The organism is Aeromonas enteropelogenes (assembly GCF_020097295.1).
In the GTDB taxonomy this organism is placed as follows: Bacteria; Pseudomonadota; Gammaproteobacteria; order Enterobacterales; family Aeromonadaceae; genus Aeromonas; species Aeromonas enteropelogenes.
Map to the genome: position 1 here is coordinate 3284415 of NZ_CP083625.1, position 26323 is coordinate 3310737.

Annotated in this window: 22 protein-coding genes and 8 tRNA genes; 22 read left to right on the top strand and 8 right to left on the bottom strand. The window is 61.9% G+C overall.

The genetic code is table 11. The features are described 5' to 3' along the window. The first annotated feature begins 121 nt into the window (after positions 1–121). Positions 122–841 carry a hypothetical protein gene (locus LA321_RS15265; protein ID WP_026458204.1) on the top strand — a complete coding sequence of 240 codons (720 nt, stop codon included), beginning with the start codon at positions 122–124 and terminating at the stop codon, positions 839–841. 88 nt (positions 842–929) lie between these two features. On the opposite strand, the gene glgX is transcribed toward LA321_RS15265, so the two are convergent. Next, positions 930–2993, bottom strand: coding sequence for a glycogen debranching protein GlgX (gene glgX / locus LA321_RS15270; RefSeq protein WP_042071461.1), 2064 nt, complete (start codon positions 2991–2993; stop codon positions 930–932). A gap of 195 nt (positions 2994–3188) precedes the next feature. Here glgX and LA321_RS15275 point away from each other — a divergent pair. From LA321_RS15275 to yjjG, 10 genes are all read left to right on the top strand, one after another. Then, positions 3189–3265, top strand: a tRNA-Met gene (locus LA321_RS15275). 87 nt (positions 3266–3352) lie between these two features. Then, positions 3353–3429: transfer RNA gene (locus LA321_RS15280), tRNA-Met, on the top strand. A gap of 87 nt (positions 3430–3516) precedes the next feature. Then, positions 3517–3593: transfer RNA gene (locus LA321_RS15285), tRNA-Met, on the top strand. An 87-nt stretch (positions 3594–3680) separates the two neighbouring features. Then, positions 3681–3757, top strand: a tRNA-Met gene (locus LA321_RS15290). An 85-nt stretch (positions 3758–3842) separates the two neighbouring features. Continuing rightward, positions 3843–3919 (top strand) — tRNA-Met (locus tag LA321_RS15295). Positions 3920–4007: 88 nt separating this feature from the next. Next, a tRNA-Met gene (locus LA321_RS15300) sits at positions 4008–4084 on the top strand. Positions 4085–4171: 87 nt separating this feature from the next. Then, a tRNA-Met gene (locus tag LA321_RS15305) sits at positions 4172–4248 on the top strand. Between the two features lie 87 nt (positions 4249–4335). Beyond that, positions 4336–4412 (top strand) — tRNA-Met (locus tag LA321_RS15310). Between the two features lie 169 nt (positions 4413–4581). Continuing rightward, the gene (locus LA321_RS15315; RefSeq protein WP_042069195.1) at positions 4582–6081 is read left to right on the top strand and encodes a M17 family metallopeptidase; all 1500 of its coding nucleotides are present in this window, start codon (positions 4582–4584) and stop codon (positions 6079–6081) included. A 14-nt stretch (positions 6082–6095) separates the two neighbouring features. Further along, the gene (yjjG, locus tag LA321_RS15320; RefSeq protein ID WP_042069196.1) at positions 6096–6773 is read left to right on the top strand and encodes a pyrimidine 5'-nucleotidase; all 678 of its coding nucleotides are present in this window, start codon (positions 6096–6098) and stop codon (positions 6771–6773) included. A gap of 183 nt (positions 6774–6956) precedes the next feature. Here the strand turns inward: yjjG and LA321_RS15325 are convergent, their stop codons facing one another. Both LA321_RS15325 and dusC read right to left on the bottom strand, forming a co-directional pair. Further along, positions 6957–7325 (bottom strand): TraR/DksA family transcriptional regulator, encoded by a 369-nt coding sequence (locus LA321_RS15325; protein ID WP_026457127.1) that lies wholly within the window; start codon positions 7323–7325, stop codon positions 6957–6959. Positions 7326–7422: 97 nt separating this feature from the next. Further along, the gene (gene dusC, locus LA321_RS15330; protein WP_042069198.1) at positions 7423–8367 is read right to left on the bottom strand and encodes a tRNA dihydrouridine(16) synthase DusC; all 945 of its coding nucleotides are present in this window, start codon (positions 8365–8367) and stop codon (positions 7423–7425) included. A 176-nt stretch (positions 8368–8543) separates the two neighbouring features. Between dusC and LA321_RS15335 the strand changes: the two genes are divergently transcribed. The 5 genes from LA321_RS15335 (at position 8544) to nfo (ending at position 13959) form a co-directional block, all read left to right on the top strand. Next, positions 8544–8930 carry a YbaN family protein gene (locus LA321_RS15335; protein ID WP_042069200.1) on the top strand — a complete coding sequence of 129 codons (387 nt, stop codon included), beginning with the start codon at positions 8544–8546 and terminating at the stop codon, positions 8928–8930. Positions 8931–9051: 121 nt separating this feature from the next. Continuing rightward, positions 9052–9597, top strand: a complete 546-nt coding sequence (gene apt / locus LA321_RS15340) for an adenine phosphoribosyltransferase (protein WP_042027371.1) — start codon at positions 9052–9054, stop codon at positions 9595–9597. 173 nt (positions 9598–9770) lie between these two features. After that, positions 9771–12347 carry a DNA polymerase III subunit gamma/tau gene (gene dnaX / locus LA321_RS15345; protein WP_042069202.1) on the top strand — a complete coding sequence of 859 codons (2577 nt, stop codon included), beginning with the start codon at positions 9771–9773 and terminating at the stop codon, positions 12345–12347. 114 nt (positions 12348–12461) lie between these two features. Continuing rightward, on the top strand, positions 12462–12791 hold the full coding sequence (locus LA321_RS15350; protein ID WP_041210739.1) for a YbaB/EbfC family nucleoid-associated protein: 330 nt from the start codon (positions 12462–12464) through the stop codon (positions 12789–12791). A gap of 325 nt (positions 12792–13116) precedes the next feature. Continuing rightward, positions 13117–13959 (top strand): deoxyribonuclease IV, encoded by an 843-nt coding sequence (gene nfo, locus LA321_RS15355; RefSeq protein ID WP_042069203.1) that lies wholly within the window; start codon positions 13117–13119, stop codon positions 13957–13959. Positions 13960–14063: 104 nt separating this feature from the next. Here the strand turns inward: nfo and LA321_RS15360 are convergent, their stop codons facing one another. Further along, positions 14064–14969: a LysR substrate-binding domain-containing protein gene (locus LA321_RS15360; protein ID WP_042069204.1), complete on the bottom strand. Its 906-nt coding sequence runs from the start codon at positions 14967–14969 to the stop codon at positions 14064–14066. A 102-nt stretch (positions 14970–15071) separates the two neighbouring features. Between LA321_RS15360 and LA321_RS15365 the strand changes: the two genes are divergently transcribed. From LA321_RS15365 to LA321_RS15380, 4 genes are all read left to right on the top strand, one after another. Further along, positions 15072–16052: a TDT family transporter gene (locus LA321_RS15365; protein WP_042069205.1), complete on the top strand. Its 981-nt coding sequence runs from the start codon at positions 15072–15074 to the stop codon at positions 16050–16052. Between the two features lie 187 nt (positions 16053–16239). Further along, positions 16240–17232, top strand: coding sequence for a lauroyl-Kdo(2)-lipid IV(A) myristoyltransferase (gene lpxM / locus LA321_RS15370; RefSeq protein WP_042027363.1), 993 nt, complete (start codon positions 16240–16242; stop codon positions 17230–17232). 153 nt (positions 17233–17385) lie between these two features. Further along, positions 17386–18372 carry an LpxL/LpxP family acyltransferase gene (locus LA321_RS15375; RefSeq protein ID WP_042069207.1) on the top strand — a complete coding sequence of 329 codons (987 nt, stop codon included), beginning with the start codon at positions 17386–17388 and terminating at the stop codon, positions 18370–18372. Positions 18373–18533: 161 nt separating this feature from the next. Then, complete coding sequence (locus LA321_RS15380) at positions 18534–19394, top strand: PA4780 family RIO1-like protein kinase (RefSeq protein ID WP_042069208.1); 861 nt, start codon at positions 18534–18536, stop codon at positions 19392–19394. Between the two features lie 98 nt (positions 19395–19492). Here the strand turns inward: LA321_RS15380 and LA321_RS15385 are convergent, their stop codons facing one another. Continuing rightward, positions 19493–19984 carry a prolyl-tRNA synthetase associated domain-containing protein gene (locus LA321_RS15385; RefSeq protein WP_042069209.1) on the bottom strand — a complete coding sequence of 164 codons (492 nt, stop codon included), beginning with the start codon at positions 19982–19984 and terminating at the stop codon, positions 19493–19495. Between the two features lie 198 nt (positions 19985–20182). Here LA321_RS15385 and LA321_RS15390 point away from each other — a divergent pair, with 198 nt between their 5' ends. Both LA321_RS15390 and LA321_RS15395 read left to right on the top strand, forming a co-directional pair. Then, complete coding sequence (locus LA321_RS15390) at positions 20183–22612, top strand: DNA polymerase II (protein WP_042069210.1); 2430 nt, start codon at positions 20183–20185, stop codon at positions 22610–22612. Between the two features lie 87 nt (positions 22613–22699). Next, complete coding sequence (locus tag LA321_RS15395; protein WP_026456204.1) at positions 22700–22951, top strand: DinI family protein; 252 nt, start codon at positions 22700–22702, stop codon at positions 22949–22951. A 231-nt stretch (positions 22952–23182) separates the two neighbouring features. On the opposite strand, the gene LA321_RS15400 is transcribed toward LA321_RS15395, so the two are convergent. The 3 genes from LA321_RS15400 to LA321_RS15410 all read right to left on the bottom strand — a co-directional run bounded on the left by LA321_RS15400 (position 23183) and on the right by LA321_RS15410 (position 26320). After that, positions 23183–23983 carry a DUF2927 domain-containing protein gene (locus LA321_RS15400; protein WP_224212216.1) on the bottom strand — a complete coding sequence of 267 codons (801 nt, stop codon included), beginning with the start codon at positions 23981–23983 and terminating at the stop codon, positions 23183–23185. Positions 23984–24041: 58 nt separating this feature from the next. Continuing rightward, on the bottom strand, positions 24042–24545 hold the full coding sequence (locus tag LA321_RS15405) for a M48 family metallopeptidase (protein WP_042069213.1): 504 nt from the start codon (positions 24543–24545) through the stop codon (positions 24042–24044). Positions 24546–24676: 131 nt separating this feature from the next. Continuing rightward, positions 24677–26320 carry a hypothetical protein gene (locus tag LA321_RS15410; protein WP_042069214.1) on the bottom strand — a complete coding sequence of 548 codons (1644 nt, stop codon included), beginning with the start codon at positions 26318–26320 and terminating at the stop codon, positions 24677–24679. Positions 26321–26323: the final 3 nt, after the last annotated feature.

A 26323-nucleotide genomic window follows, 5' to 3' on the forward strand; every position in this document is an offset into this window, starting at 1 on the left:
CAAGTCGGTTGCCGCAGATCCGGAACATGCACAGAGATTGGGGATAGGGGCGGGTTTGGGTATACTCGCCCCCTCTCTGGCGCCGTGAGGGCGCCCGTTGCAACTCTCTGCTGGAGGCGTCATGTTCGTCCAACTCCCTTTTTGGCTCTTTCCCCTGACCGGCCTGATGGCGCTGGGGGCGCTGATCGCCCTCGGCATCGTGCTGTGGCGCGGTGATATCTGTCCGGGCCAGCGCTCCAGGATCAGCCAGCAACTCTTCTCCATCTGGGTGATCACCGGCCTCTCCCTGATGCTGGCCGTCGAGGCCAAGGCGGCCAGCTGGCTCATCTGGTGTGGCGGCGCGAGCCTGGTGCTGGGGATCTGCCTGTCGCTGGCCCAGTCACGGCTGGAGGGCAAGCGCTCCGTGCCGTCCACCCTGCTCTGGCTGCCGGCGCTGCCGCTGGCCCTCTATGGCGTGGGGCTGCTGCAGATCCAGGGCTGGATCAGCGGCCTGATGCAGATGTGCATGCTGGGGGCGGCCTTTGCCCACCTGATGCTGCTGCGGGCCCGCCATCGTCTGCAGGCGTTCAACACCCTGCTGCCGCTGGCGGGGCTGGCGGGAGCCCTCATCAGCCTGATCTGGCTGGCGGTGCTGGTGGGCTGGCAGGGCAGTGCCGCCAACCTGGATGATCTCATCCCGGCTGTGGTGACCCAGGCGGTGTTGCTGGTGGCCTCCCTGCTGCTCTGGTTCAGCCCTATCTACCAGCGCAAGGAGACGGCTCCCGTCGTCGTGTCGACCTCACTGTGCGGGCTTATCATCGCCCAGATCGCCGCCACCAGCGTGCTGCATCAACTGGTCTGACGCGACCGCTGATCTGGCGTGACAAGGACCAAAAAAGCCCCCCGAGCCTGGCTCGGGGGGCTTTTTCGTTGCTGGCCGTCCTCATCAATCAATAGAAGTCATCGGCCCCGCAGATAAAGAGGCAACTGCTGCGGGGCTGGGCCAGATATTCCCTGGTCAGTCCCTGCAGCGGCATGCCGAAGGTGCAGATGTCCTGGGGCGAGGGCAGGGCGGTATCCAGGATCCGGCGCCAGTAGCCACCGACCCCCTTGGGGGGGCTTGGCAGGTTGAAGGTGAGCGGCTCCCAGTAGGCGTTGAACAGCACATAGAGGGCCAGCCGGGTTTCGCTTGAGAGGGCCGACATGGCGATGGCGTGGGAGTGGGAGCCGAAATCCGGCTGCATGGCGTTGACCCCGTGCCAGCAGATCTCGCTGTGGCGCAGGATCTCGGTGAGCGAGAGCGGCATGCTCTCCTGCTCCGGGCGCTGGAACAGGTGCTTGCGATACTGGATCAACTCCTTCATGAAGCGGAACATCTCCTGACCGCTGGTGGTGGGTTGCCAGGGCATCCAGCAGGTGTCGTTGTCCTGGCAGTAGCCGTTGTTGTTGCCTTGCTGGCTACGCAGCACCTCGTCCCCCATCAGGATCATGGGGGAGCCGACCGAGAGCAGGGTCGCCACCATCATGTTCTTGGCCTGGCGCACGCGCAGGGTATTTATCTGGGGATCGTCCGTGGCCCCTTCGTGGCCGTGGTTCCAGCTGAAGTTATGGTCACAACCGTCGCGGTTCTGCTCGCCATTGGCCTCGTTGTGCTTGCCGTTGTAGCAGGTCCAGTCCCACAGGGTGAAGCCGTCGTGGCAGGTGACGAAGTTGATGCTCTTCTCGGGATCCGCATGGTGGTAGTGGTAGATGTCCGGGCTGCCGCACAGCCGCTCGACAAAGGCGGTGACGCTGTTCTCGTCACCGCGCAGAAAGCTGCGTACATCGTCCCTAAACTGGCCGTTCCACTCACGCCAGCGGGCGCCTGCCAGAGAGCCTACCTGATAGAGGCCCCCCGCATCCCAGGCCTCGGCGATGAGTTTGATGTCGGCGATGTTGGGATCCGTGTCGATGGTGCGCAGGGTGGGGGCGTTGGCCTGGGGCTGGCCAGACTCGTCCCGGGACAAAATGGCCGCCAGATCGAAGCGAAAGCCGTCGACGTGCATCTCCTGGCGCCAGAAGTGGAGGCTGTCCATGATCATCCGGAGCACCACCGGGTGGGCGCCATTGAAGGTGTTGCCGCAGCCGGAGTAGTTGGTGTCCCTGTGCTGGTTGTCGAGGATGTAGTAGACCTCGTTGTCGATGCCGCGAAACGAGAAGGTCGGGCCATCCTCACCCCCCTCGGCGGTGTGGTTGTAGACCACATCCAGGATCACCTCGATATTGGCCCTGTGCAGCGCCTTGACCATGTCGCGAAACTCGGTGAGGGGATCATCGCCGCAGGCGTACTGGGCGTGGGGGGCAAAAAACGACATGGGACTGTAGCCCCAGTAATTGGAGAGTCCCTCGGGGGCATCCTGGGGATCGAACTGGAACACCGGCAGCAGCTCGACGGCTGTGACGCCGAGAGATTGCAGATAGGGGATCTTCTCAATCAAGCCCAGATAGGTGCCGCGCAGGGCAGGATCGACACCGGAGTGCGGCGATCTGGTGAATCCTCCCAGGTGCAACTCGTAGATGACCGAACGGGAGAGAGAGTGGGCCGGCAGCTTGTCATCTTCCCAGTCGTAGTCGCGGGTATCCACCACCCGGTTCTTGGCGCAGCAGGCCAGATTGCTGCCGGGGCGGGCGGCGGCCCGGCGATCATAATGGGGGCCCAGCTCTATGCTGCGGCCGTAAGGGTCCAGCAACACTTTTTCGCTGTCAAAGCGGGTGCCGCAATAGGGACGCCAGGGCCCCTGGATGCGGTAGGCGTAACGCTGGCCGATCGCAATGCCCTCTATATGGATGTGCCAGTAGTAGGCGGTGCGGTTGAGTCGGGGTGAGAGGGGGATCACCTCCGGGGTGCTGTCTTCGGGGCTGGCAAAGAGCAGCAGTTCAACCCGGCTGGCCAGTCGGGCCCAGATGGCGAAATTGACGCCGTGCTGGTCGGGGGTGGCCCCCAACTGACGGCAATGGCCGGCGGAAATACGCATAAGATACCTACCCAAGGTGGCAAAACCGATCCCTGCTTAGTGTAGTGCCTGCCCCTGGTTTGGACTCGTTTGCCTGAAAAAACAGCAAGATGCCGTGAAAGCCCCCACCTTTTGTCCAATTAATCCCCTAATAAACTTTTTTTGATAGATTTACTTGCAATCTGTGCGTTGGCGCATATTATTGGCCACCTCGGACGCGGGGTGGAGCAGCTCGGTAGCTCGTCGGGCTCATAACCCGAAGGTCGTCGGTTCAAATCCGGCCCCCGCAACCAACTTTTTCGTCGGTGTGTCGCCTGTTTAGGCAGAGATGCAGACAAAACGCCACAGACATCTGCTCGGTCTGCTGGTGACAATTCGGACGCGGGGTGGAGCAGCTCGGTAGCTCGTCGGGCTCATAACCCGAAGGTCGTCGGTTCAAATCCGGCCCCCGCAACCAACTTTTTCGTCGGTGTGTCGCCTGTTTAGGCAGAGATGCAGACAAAACGCCACAGACATCTGCTCGGTCTGCTGGTGACAATTCGGACGCGGGGTGGAGCAGCTCGGTAGCTCGTCGGGCTCATAACCCGAAGGTCGTCGGTTCAAATCCGGCCCCCGCAACCAACTTTTCGTCGGTATGTCAGCCTGTTTAGGCTGAGATGCAGACAAAACGCCACAGACATCTGCTCGGTCTGCTGGTGACAATTCGGACGCGGGGTGGAGCAGCTCGGTAGCTCGTCGGGCTCATAACCCGAAGGTCGTCGGTTCAAATCCGGCCCCCGCAACCAACTTTTCGTCGGTGTGTCGCCTGTTCAGGCTGAGATGCAGACAAACGCCACAGACAGCTGCTCGGTCTGCAGGTGACAATTCGGACGCGGGGTGGAGCAGCTCGGTAGCTCGTCGGGCTCATAACCCGAAGGTCGTCGGTTCAAATCCGGCCCCCGCAACCAACCTTTTCGTCGGTATGTCGCCTGTTTTAGGCAGAGATGCAGACAAAACGCCACAGACAACTGCTCGGTCTGCTGGTGACAATTCGGACGCGGGGTGGAGCAGCTCGGTAGCTCGTCGGGCTCATAACCCGAAGGTCGTCGGTTCAAATCCGGCCCCCGCAACCAACTTTTTCGTCGGTATGTCGCCTGTTTAGGCTGAGATGCAGACAAAACGCCACAGACATCTGCTCGGTCTGCTGGTGACAATTCGGACGCGGGGTGGAGCAGCTCGGTAGCTCGTCGGGCTCATAACCCGAAGGTCGTCGGTTCAAATCCGGCCCCCGCAACCAACTTTTTCGTCGGTGTGTCGCCTGTTCAGGCAGAGATGCAGACAAAACGCCACAGACAACTGCTCGGTCTGCAGGTGACAATTCGGACGCGGGGTGGAGCAGCTCGGTAGCTCGTCGGGCTCATAACCCGAAGGTCGTCGGTTCAAATCCGGCCCCCGCAACCAACTCCTTCTTTATTTTCTTTTATCAATTCCCTCTGATGACGCAACGCCCACGATCTCGCTGTCGTGCAGGCGAATATTGTCGTTTTCGGCCGATGGTCAGGACAAAACTGGCCGCAGCCGCCCTTTGTTCGGTATCATCAGGCATCTCTTATGGATGAGGCGCCTTCCCGTGATCACTCCCTTTACCTATCTTCCTCCCGCTATCGATACCCTGGATGCCAGCCTGAGCGAAGTGCTGGCACAGCCCCGGCCGCTGCAGCTGCTGCTTCTCGCCGAGGAGCACAAGGAGTCGCTGCTGGCTTGCCCCGAACTGGCCAGCCTCGCCACCCAGCTTGCCCTTGGCAAGAAGGCCCCTTTTACCCTGATGCAGGGTGGCAGCCTGCTGCAGATCTGCTTCGTGGCCAGCAATGTGGCGCGGGATCATCGCCTGTACAAGCAGATCCGGGAGTGGATGAGCCCCTTGTCCGGACTGAAAGTCGAGCGGGTCGGTCTGCATCTGGAGGGGTTTGCCCCCGCAGAGCGCACCATGCTGGCCGAGCTGATGCTCTCGGCCCTGCTGGCCGCCAATGTCCCGCTGCCCACCAGCAAGAGCCGCAGCGAGGGGGGCTGGGCCTATCAGCAGATCCGGGTATCCCCAGCGGTGGTGCTCGATCTGGCCCGTCTTTACAGCGAGGCAGGAGGCAACGGGCTGGCGCGCCATCTGGCGGTGCTGCCGGCCTCCGAGCTGACCGCCGCCAGTTATCGTGAATTCGTCAGCCAGCTGGCCCAGGAGGAGGGGTGGCAGTGCCATCACTATGATCAGGCCCAGCTGGCCGAGCTGGGGGCGGGGGCATTTCTGGCCGTGACCCGCGGCTCGGAAGACAACCAGGGGGCCCTGGTCAAACTCAGCTATTGCCCGCCCCAACCGGTGCGGCGCCTGGCTCTGGTGGGCAAGGGAATTTGCCACGACTCCGGCGGCTACAACCTCAAGGTCTCTGGCAGCATGTATGGCATGCATCTGGACATGGGGGGCAGCGCGGTGGCGCTGGGAGCGCTCTACGCCATCAGCCGGGCCCGCCTGCCCTACGAGGTGCACTGCTGGCTGGCCATCGCCGAGAACCACATCGGCCCTCATGCCTATCGGCCGGGAGAAGTGGTGACGGCCAGCAACGGCATCACCATCGAGGTGGTGGATACCGATGCCGAGGGGCGCATGGTGCTGGCGGATGCCCTGGCCATGGCGGTGCAGGATACTCCGGATCTGCTTATTGACTACGCCACCCTGACCGGCGCCTGCAAGCGGGCACTCGGCAGCCGTTACAGCGGCGTTTTCACCAACCGCAGCGAATGGCTGACGCCGCTGATCGGCCTAGGGCAGCACAGTGGCGAGCGGGTCTGGCCCTTCCCGCTGGATGAGGACTATGACGACAACATAGAGAGCGAGTGGGCTGATCTGCTGCAGTGTGCCCCCGGCAGCTCGCCGGATCACATCGATGCGGCCCGTTTCCTCGCCCATTTCGTGCCCGAGCAGACTCCCTGGGTGCACCTGGATCTGAGCGGTTTTCGCAGCAAGGGGGGCAATGGCGTGGTCGCCAGCGAAGTGACCGGGTTTGGCGTGCGCCTGACCCTGGATCTGCTGGCAAGCCCCCTCGGCAGGGCACAGGCCCGCGCCGCCACACAACCTGAATGATGACAAGGATCCCCGTGAAACAACCAAGTTATGACTGGGTGCTGTTCGATCTGGATGAAACCCTGCTCGATTTCCCGGTGGCCAAGGCGCTGGAGCAGACTCTCCAGCACTATGGCGTTACCCCCGATGCGGCCGATATGGCCCGCTATCACGAACTGAACCATGCCCTATGGCAGCAGTACAACAGCGGCGAGATTGATGCGGCGACCCTGCAGCAAACCCGTTTTTCCCTGTTCGCCGGGCTGGTGGCGGTTGACCCCATGGCAATGAACAACACCTTCCTGACCCGGATCATCGCCCTGAGCAACCCCCTGGACGGGGTGGTCGAGACCTTGTTGCAACTCAAGGAGCGGGTCCGGATGGGGATCATCACCAATGGCTTCAGCGTGCCCCAGCGCGGTCGCCTGGACAAGCTGGGATGGGATCGGTGGTTCGAGCCGCTGGTGATCTCGGATGAAATTCAGGTGACCAAGCCGGCTCCCGCCATCTTCCAGCACACCCTGTCCCTGATGGGGCAGCCGGATCCGGCGCGGGTCTTGATGGTGGGCGACAATCCCAAGACGGATATTGCAGGAGCGGCGGCGCAGGGGCTGGCGACCTGCTGGTACAACCCGGCCAAAGCGTCGCATCCGTGCGAGGCAACCCACGAAATTCACCATTTCTCCCATCTCTCCCGCATCGTGCTGGGGTAACCCGGGCGGACAACCAGCAAGCGGGGAGGCCAGAGGGTCTCCCCGTTTTTTTTCGGGTGTCAGCGAGCCCGGCCAGCCATGCGAGATGGCAGCAGGAGTGTTCCTACGCAGGACGAGGCGAGCGGAATGGATTGGGGATGAGATCGCGATGGCGGTCGTGAAGGTGCACCCTGGGTGCATCCCTCACAGTTCGTGGGCGTGGAATCCCTTGCGATAACGGGCTTCACAGCGGGGACAGCGTTGCAGGGTTGGATCCTGCTCCAGCTGTTCGATGGCCAGAGGTTCTTCGCAGTCAGAGCAGAGGCCATAGAGGCCGAGATCCATCTGGCAAAGCGCCGCATCGATCCGCTTGAGGCGCAGTACGCTCTGTTCCACCTTGGGCAGATCCAGCCGGCTGGTGAGTTCGACCAGCTGATCCTGTTCGCAGTGATCGACCCGTTCTGCCCAGTCGTCACGGCGCGAGGCTTTGAGCTGAGCGATCAGCGTTTCACGTTCTTGAGCCCAGTCGGACAGCAGGCGATTACGCCAGACAGCCAACTGTGCTTGCGTCATTTCACACACATTATCCCCCACAGGACATACCACAGATGCGAGGCAGTATAGGGAACGGATAAAGCTATCAAGATGACATGCGTCAAGTTAAACGTGGTTAGCCGTGGGTTTTGGCCGCTTGCAGCAAGGCATCGCGAATGGGAGCGGTCTCTTTCAGCACCCGGATATCACGAAACAGCAGATCGGCCTGCGGGTATTCTCGCTTGAGGTAGCTGAACCACTGCTTGATGCGGCTGGGATAGTAGTCGGCCTTGTCGCTGGCCAGATCCTGCTCGGTGTAGCTCACCATCAGCTGCAACACTTCGCCCCAGCTCATGTGGGCGCATCCCGTCTTCATCACGTTGGCGAGGTTGGGCAATGAGATGGCGCCGCGGCCCACCATGAGGGCATCACAGCCGGAGACCCGGGCGCAGGTCAGGGCATCATCATGGTTCCAAATCTCGCCGTTGGCAGTGACGGGGATGGGCAGGGCGCGGCGAATGTCGTCCACATATTCCCAGTGGGCGGGGGCCTTGTAACCTTCGCGCTTGGTGCGGGCGTGGACCGCGAGCTCGTCGGCGCCAGCCTGATAAACTGCCCGGGCATTGTCCAGATAGAGTTCCTTGTCATCGTAACCGAGGCGGATCTTGGCGCTGACCGGCAGATGAGCGGGCACCGCCTCTCGCACCGCCTTGACGATGCGATAGATGGTCTCGGGTTCTTTCAACAGCACGGCGCCCCCCTTGCTCTTGTTGACCGTGGGGGCGGGGCAGCCGAAGTTGAGATCTACCCCGGGGGAACCGAGCTCGATGGCGCGCAGCGCATTTTCGGCCAGCCATTCGGGGTGCTGTCCCAGCAACTGCACCCGCACCGGGGTGCCGGCGCGAGTCTTGCCATCCTGCAACAGCTCCGGACAGAGGCGGTAGAACACCTTGGCAGGCAGCAGCTGATCCACGACCCGGATAAATTCACTGACACACAGGTCGTAATCATTGACGGAGGTGAGCACCTCCCGCATCAGGTGATCCAGCACCCCCTGCATGGGGGCCAAAATAACGCGCATAACCGGTTCCGAAGGCAAGAATAAAAAAGAGCGCAGATTGTAGTGGGAATGGGGGGCGCTGTCAGCCGTTGGCCGGCGAGAAAACCCGCACCTGCATCGCGAGGCGCAGGCAATTGTGCCAGCCGTGAGTCAAACTCTGTTAGGCTTGCACCAGGCAATAGATATGAGGGGTTTGCATGAAACGTTGGTGTCTGATGGTATTGGGCTGGCTGGCATTTGTGACCGGTATCGTCGGCATCGTCTTGCCGTTGCTGCCGACCACCCCCTTCATGTTGCTGGCGGCGGCCCTGTTTGCCCGCTCATCGCCGCGCTTTCATCACTGGTTGCTGACCCACCCCTGGTTCGGCCCGCCTATCGTCGACTGGCAGCAGTATCGCGCCATTCGCCGGCACGCCCGGCGGCGGGCCGTGCTGTTCATCCTGCTCACCTTTTCGGTCTCCCTCGCCGTGGTGCCTCTGCTGTGGGTCAAGGGGCTCCTGCTGGTCATCATGGCTGTCCTGCTTGCCTGGTTAATGCGCCTGCCGGTGCTGGAGTCAGTTGCAATGGCGAAGTTAAGTCCCTAAGCTATTGCGGCAATAATGCTTGGAGTCGGCCCGTCATTTTTGCATGACGGGCCTTTTTATTTTCCCGCAGACGGGAATTGAGAAACGGCCACTCCTGGGTCAAAAAATAAGCGGTTAACAAATGAATCCGGAAACTCTGAAATTTATCGAAGCGAGCATCAAGACCATCCCCGACTATCCGAAGCCGGGCATCATGTTTCGCGACATCACCAGCCTGGTAGAGAACGCCGAGGCGTTCAAGGCCACCATCGATCTGCTGGTCGAGCACTACCGTGATCAAGGTTTCACCAAGGTTGTCGGTACCGAAGCGCGCGGTTTCATCTTCGGCGCGCCGGTTGCCTGTGCGCTGGGCGTCGGTTTCGTGCCGGTCCGCAAGCCGGGCAAGCTGCCTCGCGAGGTGATGGAAGAGTCCTACGAGCTCGAATACGGCACCGATACCCTGCAGATGCACACCGATGCCATCGTGGCCGGTGACAAAGTGCTGGTGGTGGACGATCTGCTGGCCACCGGCGGTACCGTCGATGCGGCCGTCAAGCTGATCCGCCGCGCTGGCGGTGAAGTGACCGATGCGGCCTTCGTTATCTCCCTGCCTGCGCTGGGTGGCGATGCTCGCCTGACCGCCGCCGGCGTCAAGGTGCTCTCTCTGGTCGAATTCGACGGCGAGTAACCCCTCTTCGGGCCCAACCTGCCGGTTCGGGCCCGGTTGCAAACCGGTGCCTTGGTGGTGTCGGTTTGAAAATCAAGCGATCCCTCCCGCCTCGGTCGATAGCCGATACAGCAGGCCCCGCATTTGTGTTAGCATCCGGCCTCAATGCCCTGTCTTCCCAGCATGATGGATTTATGAGCTATCAGGTTCTGGCGCGTAAATGGCGCCCCCATACGTTTGAACAAGTGGTAGGCCAGCAACATGTGCTGACCGCCTTGACCAACGCCCTGGATCAGGGACGACTGCATCACGCCTATCTGCTGAGCGGTACCCGCGGGGTCGGCAAGACTACCATCGCCCGCATCCTGGCCAAGAGCCTCAACTGCGAGCAGGGGATCAGCAGCCACCCGTGCGGCGTGTGCGACACCTGCCGCGAGATCGATCAGGGCAACTTCGTCGACCTGCTGGAGATCGACGCGGCGTCGCGCACCAAGGTGGAAGATACCCGCGAGCTGCTTGATAACGTGCAGTACCGTCCGGCCCGTGGCCGCTTCAAGGTTTACCTCATCGACGAAGTGCACATGTTGTCGCGCCACAGCTTCAACGCCCTGCTGAAAACCCTGGAAGAGCCGCCCCCCTATGTGAAGTTTCTGCTGGCGACCACGGATCCCCAGAAACTGCCCATCACCATTCTCTCGCGCTGCCTGCAGTTTCATCTCAAGAGTCTGGATCAGACCCAGATTGCCAAGCAGCTCGAATGGGTGCTGGATCAGGAGGGACAACCCTTCGAGCCGCGCGCCCTGTTGGCCCTGGCCAAGGCGGCCGACGGCAGCATGCGCGATGCCCTGAGCCTGACCGATCAGGCGCTGGCCCACGGCAACGGCAGCGTGCGTCTGGATAGCGTACTGGCCATGCTGGGAACCCTGGATCACCGTCATCTGCACCAGCTGCTGGAGGCGATCCTGCGCCAGGATGCGCCGGCCACCATGGCCAAGATCACCGAAATCGCCACCCTGGGCCCCGATTTTGATCAGCTCCACGCCGAGCTGGAAGGGCTGCTGCACCGCATCGCCATGGCCCAGCTGCTGCCTGCCAGCGTGCAGGAGCAGGGAGCGGATGCCGATGCCCTGCTGCAACTGGCCAAGGCCATGAGCCCGGAAGAGGTACAGCTCTGCTACCAGATCGTGCTGGGGGGGCGCAAGGACTTGCCCTGGGCCCCCGATGGCCGCACCGCGCTGGAGATGACCTGCCTGCGGATGCTCGCCTTCTCGCCCCGGCGCGAGGTGCTGCATCCTGCCAGCCTGAGCGCCTTGCCGCCCTCCATGGCGCCCGCGCCAGTGGCTGAGATGGGAACCCTGCCGGGAAAGCTTCCGGCCGCTGAGCATGCGGCGCTGCCAGCCGCCAGCGAAGCGGCGAGCGTTGCTGCACCCAACCCGCAGGCTGCGGCACCGGTTGTCGAGCCTGCTGAGGTCGCGAGCCCCGAGGAAGAGGCGCAGGCCGCCGAGCTCTTCAGCCAGCAGGATGAGTTGATGCGCGAAGCGGCCGGAATGGGGTATCAGCCTGATGTTACGCTGTCGGATGACGCCGTTTCTTCGGGCGAACTTCAGATATCGACTCACGGGGATAACTCGGGGCAGGGGACGGATCCTTTGGCAAGCGACCCTGCCGGACAGACGCCAGCCATGGTTGTACCTGTGGCCTCGACGGCTCCTCAGGTTGAGGCCGAACCGACCCCCGTGTCGATGGTTTCGAGCATGCAGAGCCTGCTTGGCAAGCGCAACATGCTGCGCAGTCGCCAGCGGGGTCAGGATCCGGTCGCGACGACGCCCGCGCCACGAGCGGTGCCCGTGGCTCCGGCTCGCTCCGCCGCCGCGATGCCTGCCGCGCCCGCCATCCCGCCGTCGCAGCCTGCGCCTCAGCCCTCACCCCAACCCCAAAGCCGCCAGTCGGCCGCTCAGGGGGCGCCCGCCATGGGTCAGTATGGGGAACTGCCGCCGGTGGATCTCTATGCCGATGGCTATGACGAGGGGGGCGATAACGGGGACTATGAAGAGTATCTGAGCCAGAGCTTTATGGCCTCGCCCATGCCGGCGCCTTCCGCGGCTCCTGTCGGTGGAAACGCTGCCGCCCAGGTCAGTCAGTCGGCCCAGGCGAGCGATCTGCCCCCCTGGGATCTGGAGGGGCAGCCAAGCTATCAGCCGGGTGTGCAGGCCGCACCTGCCGCCGCCGAGGTGCCGCCGCCTGCGACAGCCACGCCGGCACCGGTGGCCGACAGCGAAGCGGCCCAGCCAGTGATGGAGACCATCGACTGGGATGAGCTCGAGAGCGACGATATTCCGCAAGAGGGGGAGGCGAGCCGCCTTATCCCTTCCTCCCTGCTGAGCAATTGCGGCGACCCCTGGGCCGAGCTGATTGCCCACACGCAAGTGGGTGGACGGCTACGCCAGCTTGCCATCAACTCGGTGATGACCCGGGAGGGGGACAGGGTGCTACTGACCCTGAAGCCCGAGCAGCGCCACCTGGTCAGCGACAAGGCGCGCGCCGATCTGGCCGAGATCATCGGCCCCGCCCTCGGCCAGCCCGTGCAGGTGGAGGTGACCCTGGGCGTGGTGCCTGAGCAGGAGACGCCCCTCGAGATCGAGCATCGCCTCTATCTGGGGGTACGCGAACAGGTGACCCGGGATCTCGAGCAGGATCCCAATATCCAGTTTCTGATCCAGCGGTTTGGTGCCGAGCTTCACAGAGAGAGCATCGAGCCCCTCAACCGCTAACTTCCATGGCCGGGAGCCTGCTCCCGGTTGAAAAGCCGCTTGGCTGTCCCCATCTAGGACAGACAAGCCCACAGCCCGGCGCTGGATGCCGGATTTCAAGACGAGAGACGACATATGTTTGGTAAAGGTGGAATGGGGAACCTGATGAAACAGGCCCAGCAGATGCAAGAGCGCATGCAGAAGATGCAGGAGCAGCTCGCCCAGATGGAAGTGACCGGCGAAGCCGGCGCAGGCATGGTCAAGGTCACCATGACCGGCAGCCACAGCGTGCGTCGCATCGAGATCGATCCCTCCCTGATGGAAGATGACAAGGAGCTGCTGGAAGATCTGGTCGCCGCTGCCTGCAACGATGCCGTGCGTCGTGTAGAAGAGCAGAACAAGACCAAGATGGGAGAACTGACCGGTGGCATGCAATTGCCGCCAGGCTTCAAGATGCCGTTCTAAGGCGCTTCTCGCCACGCATTCCCGCTCCCCGTCGTGACAAGCCGAGGTTTGACTGCCTGGCTTGACAGCATAGGGGGAGATGGCCGAGAAGAAAGGAACGCAGCCGCCGCGCAAGCGACAAGGCTGCGTTTTTTTATGCCCGCTCACCGTATCTGGCCGTTGCTACCGCCGTCCAACCTGCATTGCCGATGCCGGCTATCGGATATCCCGGTTTGGCGAGGGCGGACGGGATCGGCATAATGGCGCCTTATCAGAAAGGCTCCATCCTCCGCATACCCGTTTGCAGGCGCAAGAGAGGATGGACTGCCACCCCAGAGGAGATCCCATGAAATATATCGGAGCCCATGTCAGCGCCAGCGGCGGGGTGGAGAACACCATCGCCCGCGCCCAGGCCATCGGCGCCAACGCCTTCGCCCTGTTTACCAAGAACCAGCGCCAATGGCAGGCTGCCCCCCTGTCCGAGGCGAGCATTCGTGCCTTCAAGGCGGCGTGCGAGAAGGGCGGTTTTCTCCCCGAGCAGATCCTGCCCCACGACAGCTACCTCATCAATCTGGGTCACCCCGACCCCGACGCGCTGGCCAAGTCCCGCGATGCGTTTCTCGACGAGATGAAGCGTTGCGAGCAGCTGGGCCTTTGCTACCTCAACTTTCATCCCGGCAGCCACCTCAAGCAGATCCCCGAGGCCGTGAGTCTGCGGCTCGTGAGCGAATCCATCAACTGGGCGCTGGAGCGCAGCCAGGGGGTGACGGCGGTGATCGAGAACACCGCGGGGCAGGGTACCAACCTCGGCTGGTCGTTCGAGCACCTCGCCACCATCATCGAGGGGGTGGAGGACAAGAGCCGGGTCGGGGTCTGTTTCGATACCTGTCACGCCTTCGCCGCCGGTTACGATCTGCGCACGCCAGAATCTTGTGCCGAAGTCTTTGCCGAGTTTGAGCGGACGGTTGGCTTTCGGTATCTGAAGGGGATGCATATCAACGGCGCCAAGTGCACCTTTGGCAGCCGGGTCGATCGTCACCACAGCCTGCGGGAGGGTAATCTCGGCGAGGCGGTGTTCCATCACATCATGAATGACGATCGTTTCGATCGCATTCCACTGATCCTCGAGACCATAGACGAGTCCATCTGGGGTGAGGAGATCAGCTGGCTGCGCAGTCTGGCGAAGTGATAGTCAGCGAGAGCTAATCAAAGAGAGGGAGCCGCGGCTCCCTCTCTGCTTTTTGCGTTTTCGCCATTAGCGTGTTGGTTTGCCACCGGAGCTCTGGTCGAGCGTTACTCCGCGCGGATTACCTCGGCATCGTTCACCTGCGCCCGACAGAAGTGGATAAAGTGGCGCAGGGAGGCGGAATGGTATTTCTGCTTGTGCCAGATGAGGGAGAGCTGGCGCGGGAAGCGCTGCTCGAGGGGCAGCACCACCAGACGCCCCGCCTGCAACCGGTCCGAGACCGCGAGGCGGGAGATGAAAGAGATCCCGAGCCCTTTTTCCACCGCCAGCATCACGGCCTCCAGGGTGTTGAGTTCGAGCCCGGCCTGCCAGCGGGGCAGGGCAGGCTGGATCTGCTGGATAAACTGTTCGCGGCTGCCCGATTGCAGCTCCCGCAGCACCCAGGTTTCGTCAGCCAGCCGGGGCAGGGTGAGGGTACCCTGGTTGGCGAGGGGGTGATCCGGATGGGCCACCACCAGCATCTCGTCCTGCAGCCAGGGTTCGGCGATGAGATCCGGGTGATGGTTCTCCCCCTCGATCAGCGCCAGATCCAGCTCGAAGTTGGCCAGCGCATGGCAGAGTTTGTGGGTATTGGTGATGGTCACCTTGGGGGGCAGTCCCAGCTCCTGCTTGCGGCTCGCCAGCAGGGTAGGCAGCAGGTAGTTGCCAATGGTCTGGCTGGCACCGAGGCGCAACTGGCCGCTCGGCTCGGCATCCGGGCTGAACAGGTTTTCGATATCCTGCATCCGGGTCAGCAGCTCTTCGGCGGCGGGTTGCAGCAGACGTCCCTCGTTGTTGAGCTGCAATCCGGGGTGGATGCGATCAAAGAGCGGGGTTCCCAGCTGGCGTTCCAGCTCCTGCAATGACTGGGAGACGGCACCCTTGCTCAGGCAGAGCTCGTTGGCGGCCAGCCCCAGGTTGCCGTAACGGGCGATGGTGGCGAAGACCTTGAGTTGTTGCAGGGTCAGCTTCATGGTGTTTGATCTTCCTGAACATATGATTCAATTCATTTGGATATCCTAAACGACATACGGCCATTATCCTATCGCCATCGTCTGATAGAGAAAGGTGTCGTCATGATCGCAAGAACCCGTAAATCCTTAGGCAAAGCTCCGACCCCCATGGCGGGTCTGGCGCTTGGCATCGCCAGTCTCGGTTGGTGTTGGGAAAATGCCGGTCAGTTCGATGGGCGTATGCAACTGCTGGGCGCCGCTGTGGCCGCCGTGCTGCTGCTGATCCTGACCTTCAAGTTTTTGCTTCATCCCCGTCTCTTGTGGCAAGACCTGGCTCACCCCGTGGTGGGTAGCGTGGTGCCTACCTACGCCATGGGGACCATGGTGGTGTCAAAAGCGCTGGGGATGATGGCGCCGCAGGCGGGTGAGACACTCTGGCTGTTTGCCGTGGCCATTCACCTGATCTTCCTGGCCACCTTTATCTGGCACCGTGCCAAAGAGTTCGAAATTCACCACATGGTGCCGAGCTGGTTCGTGCCGCCGGTGGGCATTATCGTGGCTGACGTCGCCTTTCCGGGCGGCCAGTTTGCCGCACTGGCCAACGCTCTGCTCTGGTTTGGCATCATCTGCTACGGCCTGATGCTGCCGCTGATGCTCTATCGCCTCATCTTCAGTCATGAAGTACCGGATGCGGCCAAGCCGACCATCGCCATTCTGGCGGCCCCTGCCAGCCTCTCCCTGGCCGGTTACCTGACCGTCAGCCAGGATCCCTCCCTGCTGCTGGTGGCCGTGTTGCTGGGGATCGCCATCCTGATGACCGGCATTATCTATCTGGCCTTCATCAAGTTGCTGCGCCTGCCGTTTTCCCCCGGCTATGCGGCCTTCACCTTCCCGATGGTGATCGGCGCCACCGCCTTGTTCAAGGTGGCCAACCTGGTCAGTGGCTGGCCGCAGGCGGCACACTATGTGGAGCAGATCAGATTGCTTGCCCACGTCGAGCTGGGAATTGCGACCGTGATCGTCGGTTATGTGGCTCTGCGTTATCTGATGTTCTTCCTGCCGCAGCGGGAGCCAGCAGTCGAGGGAGACATGGCGCATCGCTAACCCCGTTTGATGCTCTGCCGCCCATGATGAAACAATCGTCAAGATGCCCCGCCAAGCGGGGCATTTTTCATTATTTTGTCGCAGATTAATGAATTCACGGCACTTTTATTCGTTTGTCTGAGAATTCACTGGTATTACCTGTCAGGCCAACTACAATGCCTCACCACTTTTCGCTTGACTCCAATCGATGACCGTCCAAGAAGACCCCGTATTTCACGCCTCTTTCAAACCCCGTTTGTTGCATCCCCGTTACTGGTTGAGCTGGCTGGCGCTGGCGATCTTGATGGTGCTGGCCTTTGTGCCGGTTCGTCTGCGGGATCGCCTGGCCGAAGCTTTGACGCCCCTGGTGTTCCGTTTTTCCAAAAAACAGATCTATATCGCCAGAACCAACCTGGCTATCTGTTTTCCCGAGAAGAGTGCGGCCGAGCGGGATGCCATTGCGATGACCTCCATCCGGGTCGGCCTCAAGAGTCTGCTGGGATTTGGCGAGTTCACCGTGCGCAGCCCCCGGTACCTGATGAAGCGGATCCAGGTCAGCGGCTGGGAACATATCGAGGCCGAGCGTCAGGCCGGTCGTCCGGTGATCCTGGTGGTGCCCCATACCTGGCCGGTGGATGCGGCCGGTTACTGCTTCACCCAGCGTGGCGTGCCCATGTGCACCATGATGAAGCGTGCCCGCAATCCGGTGTTTGACTGGCACCTCAACCGGGCCAGGGCCAAGAATGGCTGCCGGGTCTACGAGCGCAGCGCCGGGATCAAGGCGGTGATCAGAACCATCAAGGGGGGGCACAGCTTCTTCTACCTGCCGGATCAGGATCACGGACGCGAGAAGAGCATCTTCGTTCCTTTCTTCAACTATCCCAAGGCGACCCTGCCCGCCCTGCCACGACTGGTGCAGGTGAGTGGTGCCAAGGCCGTGCCGCTGCTGGCGGGCTACGATGAAGCTGCTCACTGTTACCGCTTGGAGATAGAAGCACCGTTTGACAACTATCCCACCGAGGATGTGATAGCGGATACCCGGCGGATGAACGACATGGTGCAACAGCAGCTCACTCGCCACCCCGGTCAGTACATGTGGTTTCTCAAGATCTTCGATACCCGCGAACACCAGGAGGGGCCGGACGGCCTCTATGAGGCGGGGATCCAGCGGATCCGCAAGGGGTTGTCCCCCCAACCCTGATTTACTTCGTTGCAAAAATGGCCCCATGTGGGCCATTTTTAATTATTACTAGTCCGATCAGTGCCTTGCCATCGGCGATGGGGTGCCCCCGGAGTAGAAAAAAATGTCAGGATAACTACAATAACCGTTTGTTTTTATGAACCGAGGGCAGGTATGTCCGCATCCGATCCGGTATTTGATACCTCATTCCAAACCCGCCTGCTGCACCCCAAATGGTGGGGCAGCTGGTGTGCCCTGGGACTGCTCTCCCTGCTGGCCTTCATCCCTGCCAGATGGCGGGATCGCTTCGCCGATCTGGTCGCACCGACCCTGCTGCGGGTCTCGAAAAAACAGGCCTACATCGCCGATACCAACCTCAAGATCTGCTTTCCCGAGCTGGATGTGGCCGGGCGCCAGGCGCTGCTGCTCAAGTCTATTCGGGTCGGTCTCAAGACCTTCATGGGCTTTGGCGAGCTGACCTGGCGCAGCCGTGCCAGGTTGACCCGCCGCATCAAGGTGAGCGGCTGGGAACATGTCGCAGCCGAGCAGGCGGCAGGCCGGCCAATGATCCTGGTAGTGCCCCATACCTGGGCGGTGGACATGATTGGCCGCTACTTTTCCCTGATGGGGATAGAGATGTGCACCATGATGAAGAGCCCCAAGGATGCGATATTTGACTGGTACATCAACCGCGAGCGGACCAAGGGGGGCAAGGTGTACGAGCGTAGCGTCGGCATCAAGCCCGCCATCAAGGCGATCCGCAGCGGGGCCAGCTTCTTCTACCTGCCGGATCAGGATCATGGCCGCGAGGCGAGCGTGTTCGTTCCGTTCTTTGGTCACCCCAAGGCGACCCTGCCGGCCCTGCCCAAGCTGGTGAAACTGGCCGGTGCCAAGGCCGTGCCCATCTTTGCCAGCTATGACGAGGATGCCGGTTGCTACCTGCTCGAAATTGAGCCGCCGTTCGACCCTTATCCCGGCGACGATCTGCTGGCTGACGTCAACACCATGAACCGGATGGTAGAGCAACAGGTGGCGCGCCATCCCGAGCAGTACATGTGGTTTCTCAAGATCTTCGAAACCCTGGAACACCAGGAGGGGCCCGATGGCCTCTATGAGGCGGGGATCCGGCGCATTCGTGAAGGCTTGCCGCCCGACCCTTGATCCCATGGCCCGCTTGCGGGCCATTTTTGTGGCCAAAGGTGTGCGCTGCAGTGGACAGCAAAGGGTCAAACAGGGGATAACTGTGGCCCACGAACAAACAAGGAGCGGGGAAAGAGGCGAGATGCTCTCTTTCGGCGCGCAAATAGGGTGAAAGGGCGGTCATGAAAATTCCGAATCGAATCCAGCCCCTGGTGGATGATGGCCTGGTGGACGAGGTCGTCAGCCGGCTGATGAGCGGCAAAGAGGCCGATGTTTATGTGGTGCGTTGCGGCGACGAGATCCGCTGCGCCAAAGTCTATAAAGAGGCGTCCAAGCGCAGCTTCAAGCAGGCTGTGGTCTATCAGGAGGGGCGCCGGGTGCGCAACAGCCGCAATGCCCGGGCCATGGAGAAGGGCTCAAAATACGGTCGCAAACAGCACGAGGAGGTGTGGCAGAACACCGAGGTGGACGCCCTGTTCAAGTTGGCGGCCGCGGGTGTGCGGGTACCCAGACCTTATGTCTGTCTCGATGGCGTCTTGCTGATGGAGCTGGTGACCGACGCCGACGGCAATGTCGCCCCCCGCCTCAACGATGTGGCCCTCTCCCGCGAGCAGGCACTCATCGATCACGGCAAGGTGATCCGCTACGTGGTGCGCATGCTCTGCGCCGGCCTCATTCACGGGGACCTCTCCGAATTCAACGTACTGGTGGACGAGCAGGGCCCCGTCATCATCGATCTGCCCCAGGTGGTGGATGCTGCCGCCAACAACCAGGCCAGGGCCATGCTGGAGCGGGACGTCAACAACATGCGCAACTACTACGGCATGTATGCCCCCGAGCTTCTCAAGACCCGGTACGCCGCTGAGATGTGGGCACTGTTTGAAGAGGGAAAATTGACTCCGGATAGCGAGCTGACCGGCCTGTTTGAGGAGAGCACGGCCGCGGTCGATCTCGATGCCGTGCTGCACGAAATCGAGAGCGCCGAAGAGGAGGCGCTGGCGCGCCAGGCGCGGATGCGAGCCGAGCAGGAGGGGAGTTACTGACCCCTGCCTTGTCACCTAAAAGAGCGCCATCAGGCGCTCTTTTTGTCGGGCGTGTCATGGGCAATAGACGTCTAGACAAGATCACATTGCGAAGTGTGTCAGTCAGCCCGCTCGGGCAGTGCCATGACATTCGCCTGACGCCCCAGGTGAGCCAGCAGGCGGCGCACATCGTCGAGCTTGAGGATCAGGGTAGCGGTGTTGACCAGCGGATGGCACTGCACCTGCTCGGCCTGCCAGATGGTCTCGTCCACCACCAGCTCCACCGCTTGCGCCGTGTCGCGCACCACGGCCAGCAGGGTCACCGAGCCCGGGGTGAGGCCGAGGGCGGCTTCCAGTCGCTCGGGGGAGCCAAAACTCAGGCGCTTGACCCCGAGGCGAGCGGCCAGCGCCTTCAGATCGACCCGGATCGCCTCCGGGGCCACCACCAGAAACAGCCGCTCGCTTTTCGGATCGCGCAGGAAGAGATTCTTGGTCTTGGCGGCGGGCAGGTCGGGCAGCAGGTCGCTCGCTTCCTCGCAGGTGAAGACGGGAGCATGGTCGAAACGCTGGTAGGGGATGGCCAGCCGATCCAGCAGGGCATAGAGGGCCACAATGATCTCCTTGTGTGTGAGGGTACCGATAGCTGAGTACCAAAGCCGGGCAGGGGGACGCAGGCAACCGTGTCGGCGTCGTAGGCGAAAGACCAGCTTACCAGCTCGCCCCTTCGCGTGCAGCCGCTCTGGCGATTGCGGGCCGGTACTGTATGAACGTACAATACTCCCATCCCAGGACAGACCCCGTTAGCTTGTATGACCGAGTTCCAGCCCACGCCTCCGGCGATGCCCCCCCAGGAAGGTTTTATCCTGACCCGTCATGGGCGGGATGTGCGTGGGCGCGGCGCGCAAGGGGAGCGCACCGAAATCGTGATGTGGCTCTGGAGCGAGCAGGGGCCGGTGCGGCTGGTGGTGCCGGGGCAGGAGCCGGTCTTCTTTCTGCCGCAAAGCCATATGGCGGAGGCCGCCGAGCTCTTCAAGGGGGCCGGAGTGAGCGGGCGGTTTCGCCGCCTGCCGATGCACACCTTCGATGGTCGCGCCGTGGTGGGCTGCTACTTTGCCACCCTGAGCGCCTTCCACCGTGCCATCGAGTTGCTGCTTATTCGCGGGCTGGAGCACTTCGAAGCGGATATCCGCTTGCCTGAGCGTTTTCTCATGGAGCGCTTTATCACCGCCGGGGTGCGCTTTGGCGGCAAGGCGGTGAGAAAGGGGGGTAAACAGGGTTACTGGGAGGTGCAGGAGGCGCGCTGCGCCCCTCAAGCAGTGACGCCCGCCCTCTCCTGGGTGTCTCTGGATGTGGAGTGCGCCATGGACGGGGCGCTCTTCTCGGTGGGGCTTTACAGCCCCGAGGATGCGCGGGTCATCATGATAGGGGCCCCCGAGGCCGGTGCCGAGGAGTGGGAGACCTGTATCGAATGGGTGGCGGATGAGGATGCTTTGCTCAGCGCCCTGGAGGGGTGGTTTAGCCGCCACGATCCGGATCTGGTGATCGGCTGGAACGTGGTCAACTTCGATTTTCGCCTGCTGCTGCGCCGGGCCGAGCTCAACAAACGGCGGCTGAGGCTTGGGCGCGGGCGGGAGCTCTGCTTCTGGCGCTCCTCCCGAAGCGATCCCCAGGCTGGCAACGTCATCATCCCGGGGCGCATGGTGCTGGATGGCATCGATACCCTGAAAAGCGCCACCTGGCAGTTTGCCAGCTACAGCTTGGATGCGGTGGCGAGTGAACTGCTCGGGCGCGGCAAGGATATCGAGGATGTAGCCAACCGTGGGGAAAAGATCACCAAGCTGTTTCACTCCGACAAGGAGGCGCTCGCCCGCTACAACCTGGAAGATTGCAAGCTGGTGTGGGAGATCTTCGACTACTGCCACCTCATCCCCTTTGCCATCGAGCGTGCCTCCCTCACCGGCCTCGAGCTGGACCGGGTCGGAGGCTCGGTGGCGGCGTTTACCAATCTGTACCTGCCGCGACTGCATCGCGGCGGCTACGTGGCCCCCAATCTGCCCGCCGACGGTGGGCTCGCGAGCCCTGGCGGCTATGTCATGGACTCTAAACCGGGCCTCTATCGCCACGTGCTGGTGCTCGATTTCAAGAGCCTCTATCCCAGCATCATCCGCACCTTCTGCATCGATCCCATGGGGCTGATGGAGGGGCTGCAACACCCCGACCACGCCATTCCGGGTTTTCGCGGCGCCCTGTTTTCCCGCGAGCGGCACTTCCTGCCGGATCTTATCGCCACCCTGTGGGCGGCGCGGGATCGGGCCAAGGCGGCCAGCAACAAGGCGCTTTCCCAGGCCATCAAGATCATCATGAACTCCTTCTACGGGGTACTGGGCTCGGGGGGCTGTCGCTTCTACGATCCGCGCCTTGCCTCTTCAATCACCTTGCGCGGTCACAGCATCATGCAGCAGACCCGGGAGTGGATAGAGGGGCAGGGGTTCGAGGTGATCTATGGCGACACCGACTCCACCTTCGTCCATCTGGGGCGCGAGACCAGCGCCGAGCAGGCGGACGAGATCGGCCGACAGCTTGCCCGGATGATCAACGACAACTGGACTGCGCTGATCAAGCGGGAGTTCGATTTGCCGAGCTATCTGGAGATCCAGTACGAGACCCACTATCGCCGCTTCCTAATGCCCACCATTCGCGGGCTGGAGAAGGGGAGCAAGAAGCGTTATGCGGGTTTGGTGGCAGGGCATCACGCTGGCGAAGAGGAGCAGCTGGTGTTCAAGGGGCTCGAATCGGTGCGCACCGACTGGACGGCGCTCGCCAAGCAGTTCCAGACCCGCCTCTATGAGATGGTGTTTCACGATGAGGATCCCGGCTGCTATGTGCGCACCATGGTGGACGAGACCCGGGCTGGCCGGCACGACGATCTGCTGGTCTATCGCAAGCGACTGCGGCAAAAACTCGAGGAGTACCAGAAAAACGTGCCACCTCATGTGCGGGCGGCGCGCCTTGCTGATGAAGAAAACCTGCGCCGCGGTCTGCCCCTGCGCTACCAACACAGGGGAACCATCGCCTACCTGATGACCCTCAACGGCCCCGAGCCGCTCGAATACCGACGCAGCGCCATCGACTACGAGCACTACATCGACAAGCAGCTCAGGCCCATTGCCGACGCCATCCTGCCCTTTATCGGCGAGTCGTTCGAGCGGATCTGCGGCCAGCAGCTGGACCTTTTCTAAGGGGCATTTGCCCCTTTCTCTACCAGGCTCTTTACTTTCCAAAAATACTGTATAAAAATACAGTTAATCATCATGGAGAAGTATCCTATGCGTCTGGAAATCATCATCGACAAGAAACATCAGATCCCGACCTCCACCATGGAAGCGCTGCGCCAGGAGCTGCTCAAGCAGCTGGGGGAGAAGTTCCCGGATCTGCATGTACGGGTTGCCCCGGGCAGCACCATGTCCCTGACCGTCAGCCGCGCCAGCAAGGAAGAGAAAGAGCTGGCCGAAGCCATGGTGCAGGAGGTGTGGGAGAACGCCGACAGTTGGATGCCGGAGGAGAGCCTCGCCTCCTGAGCGGGCAAACGGCCTGGCTGATGCAGGGGCTGCATGGAGCTGAGATCAAAGCGTAAACAGAGGAAAGCACAACGAACGGAGACGCCTGCGGGGCGGTTGGTGTTGTCATACGGGTTTCTCGCACCCGAGGGCGCCCCTGAGACGACATCCCTGAAACAAAATAACGCAGCCCAGCCATGGGCTGCGTTATTGTTTTGAGCGGATGGGGCAGGGACACGGGTTGATGGTGACTCAGAGTCCGGCCCAGCTTTTCAGGCTCTGCTGCTGTACCCGGCGGTTGGCCTCGCTTATCTCCCCCTGGGCGCGCAGCGCTTTGATGGCCACGGGCAGGGCGGCTCTGACTTCCTCGCGGTTCATTCCCGCCTTGAGCGCCGGGTGGTAGGCGAGCTTGAGCAGCACATAGTCAAGGCCGGTCAGGAAGCTGTCGACACTGTGGTCGTTGAAGATGGAGGGAAACACCTTGTCGGAGTCGTTGGGCAGCCCCATCACCTGGGTGAACTCCTCCACCACGCAATCGAGAAAGCGCCCCTTGGCCCGGCTGTAGTCTACCGGAATGATGATGGTGGCACGGCTGATCTCGTGCTGCTTGTTGGTGGCGAAGTTGGCCAGGCAGAGCCCCTCCTTGAGGGCCATGTTGACAGACGGATCTCCCCCCATGGTGCGGTTTGCCCAGTTCCTCATCCGCTGGTAATCGGTCATGATCAGGGTCAGGTTGGGCTTGTCGCTGACCAGAGTGATGGGGTGGCCCGTGATGCGGGCCAGATGGGCGGCTTGCACCCTGACCACCTCGGCCTGCAGCGGCTTGTCTCCCGACTCGTTGACAAGCTTGAGGCGCACCGGTTGTTGCCAGCGGGCGAAGCGGGTCTGTTTTGCCTCGCCATACTCCCGCTCCATGGCGATGGTCATGAAGCTCTCGATAAGGTAGCTATCGCTTTGCCAGCGCTCGGCGGCGCTCACGTGGGGCCAAGGCAAGGAAAGCAGCAAGGCAGGCAGCAGGGCGAACCTGCGCCACCCTCCGTGGGGAAGGGTCATCACTCGTTTTACAATGCACATCAATGCCATGATCTCCCCCAGCCCTCTGCCTGGCCGATCAGCGCCCGGCCCGCTCCAGATCCCGCCAGGTGAGCCAGAGCCTCAAATCAAACTCCAGTTGATGATAGTCCGGCTCCATGTGCTGGCAGAGCTGGTAGAAGCCCTTGTTGTGATCCTTCTCTTTGAGATGAGCCAGCTCGTGCACCACTATCATCTTCAGGAAGGCGGGGTGCGCCTCCTTGAACAGGGCGGCGATGCGGATCTCGTTTTTGGCCTTGAGCTTGCTGCCCTGCACCCGGCTGACATAGGTGTGCAGGCCGAGGGCATCCTTGATGACGTTGATCTTGCCATCGAACACCACCTTGGCCAGCGGCGCCGAGCTCTTGAGGTAGCGATTTTTCAGATCCATGGTGTAGGCCAGCAGCGCCTTGTCGCTTTGGACCTGATGACTGTCCGGATAGCGCTTGGCCAACATTTCCCCGAGTTTGCCCGCCGCGATCAGCTGCTGCACCTGGGCCTTGAGAGGCTCGGGATAGCCCCCCAGATAGGTCAGTTCCACCATGTGTGTCACCCGTTACATCCAAAAAGAGCGCCATTGTAGTCATCGCGAGCCGGCTTGCCTACCGCCGGCAGGCCGCAAAACGCAATGAAAAGGGCGGCCATCATAGCCGCCCTGGTTGTATCTGAGAGCCGTCAGCGTCTGCGATAGAGCCCCGGATCCACCTCTTCATACCGGCTTGTCAGGTACTGGTAGAAGGCGAGGTGGGAGGGGGAGGTGGGCTTTTTCAGCTCCTCGCTCACCCGTTCCGGCTTGGCGATGATGAACTTGGGTTGCTGGCGCTGGATATCGGCCAGCACCCGCTCGCGCACGTCATAGGGTGGGTTGACGTTGGCGAAGAAGAGGTAGGCGGACGCCGGCTGGCGATCGGTCCAGAGATAATATTGCGGCTGGATGCCGTCGACCCAGATCTTGTCGCTCGGGGTTGTTTCGGCTTTGATCCGATCGACCCGCACCTGAGCCGGTGGATTGAAGGGGCGCCCCTTTTGGGTGCCTTCCCAGGCGTTGTTGATCATCAGCATCAACATGGCCAGGGTGGCAAGCCAGGGGGTGGTGCTGCGCACATCCCAGGCACGCCACAGGGGCACCAGGATCAGCACAGGCAGCGCCCACAGCAAGCTGTTACCGAGCACTTCGTTTACCCGCTCGAGGGACCACTCCTTGGTGCTCCAGCCATAGCCGAGCTGCTGGGCCAGCAGCCAGCTGGCGGTGAGCACTACTAGCGAGATGCACAGCAGTCCCATGGCATCTGCTTGCTGTTCGCTGCGATCCAGCAGCACCGCCAGCGGCAGCAGACCCAGCTGCAGGTAGAGCACATCGTAGTGATCGAACACGTGGCCGGAGACCGAGTTGGCGATCAGGGTGAACAGCACGCCGAACAGGGTGACCAGCAGCACGGGGAGGTACCACTCCTGGCGGCGGCCCAGCATCAGCAGGATGAAGGGGGGCAGCAACATGATGAGGCCGGTGCGAAACAGCCCGACGGCCCCGACGGCGGGGGAGACGCCGTTGCCGTAGCTCCCCTCGAAGAAGATATCGAAGGCGTAGTATTTGAATGCAGCCAGCAGATCGTGCTGCTGGAAGTAGGCGTAGAGCGGGCCGCCGATGAGCGCCAGCCCCAGCAGGCTGGAGAGCAGCAGCAAGAGGGCGTCACGCCACTTCTCGTGCAGGCACCAGTGGCAGAACAGCACCAGATACCAGCCACCCCAGAAGGCGCCATTGTTGGTGCGCATCCAGGCGACGATGGCGAAGGTCAGCGCCGCCACCAGGGCAGGCCACCACTCGAAGCGCTTGTCCAGCAACAGGGTGATGAAGGCCCACTGGGCGATGAGGGCCAGATGAAAGGTCCAGTCCTCGGTCATGTTGCCGTAGTAGTAACGGGTGCCGTAAAGCGCCAACACCGCCAGCATGGCGCCGAGGCGAGCCCGAAACGACAACCCCAGCTGGGCAAAGGCCTGCCAGCTTGCCAAGAGTCCCAGCCAGCAGAGCACCCACTCCAGCGCCCAGATCCCGACGAAGCCGCCGAGGCGATAGCCCAGCGCATCGAGGGCGAAGATCATCGGCCCCTTGATGTCGATCATGTCCCGGTAGAGCACGCCCCCCTCGCTCCACATCTTGCCCATGACCGCAAACAGCGAGGCGTCAAATCCTGGCGCCATGGCGTAAAACAGGGGGTTGCGCAAACTGAAGAGCAGCGCCAGCAGGGCGGTCATGAGCACCACGACGGGTTTGACGCCCGGGTTGACGCGAGGGGGAGTGAAACAAATGGAGTGAGTCATGAA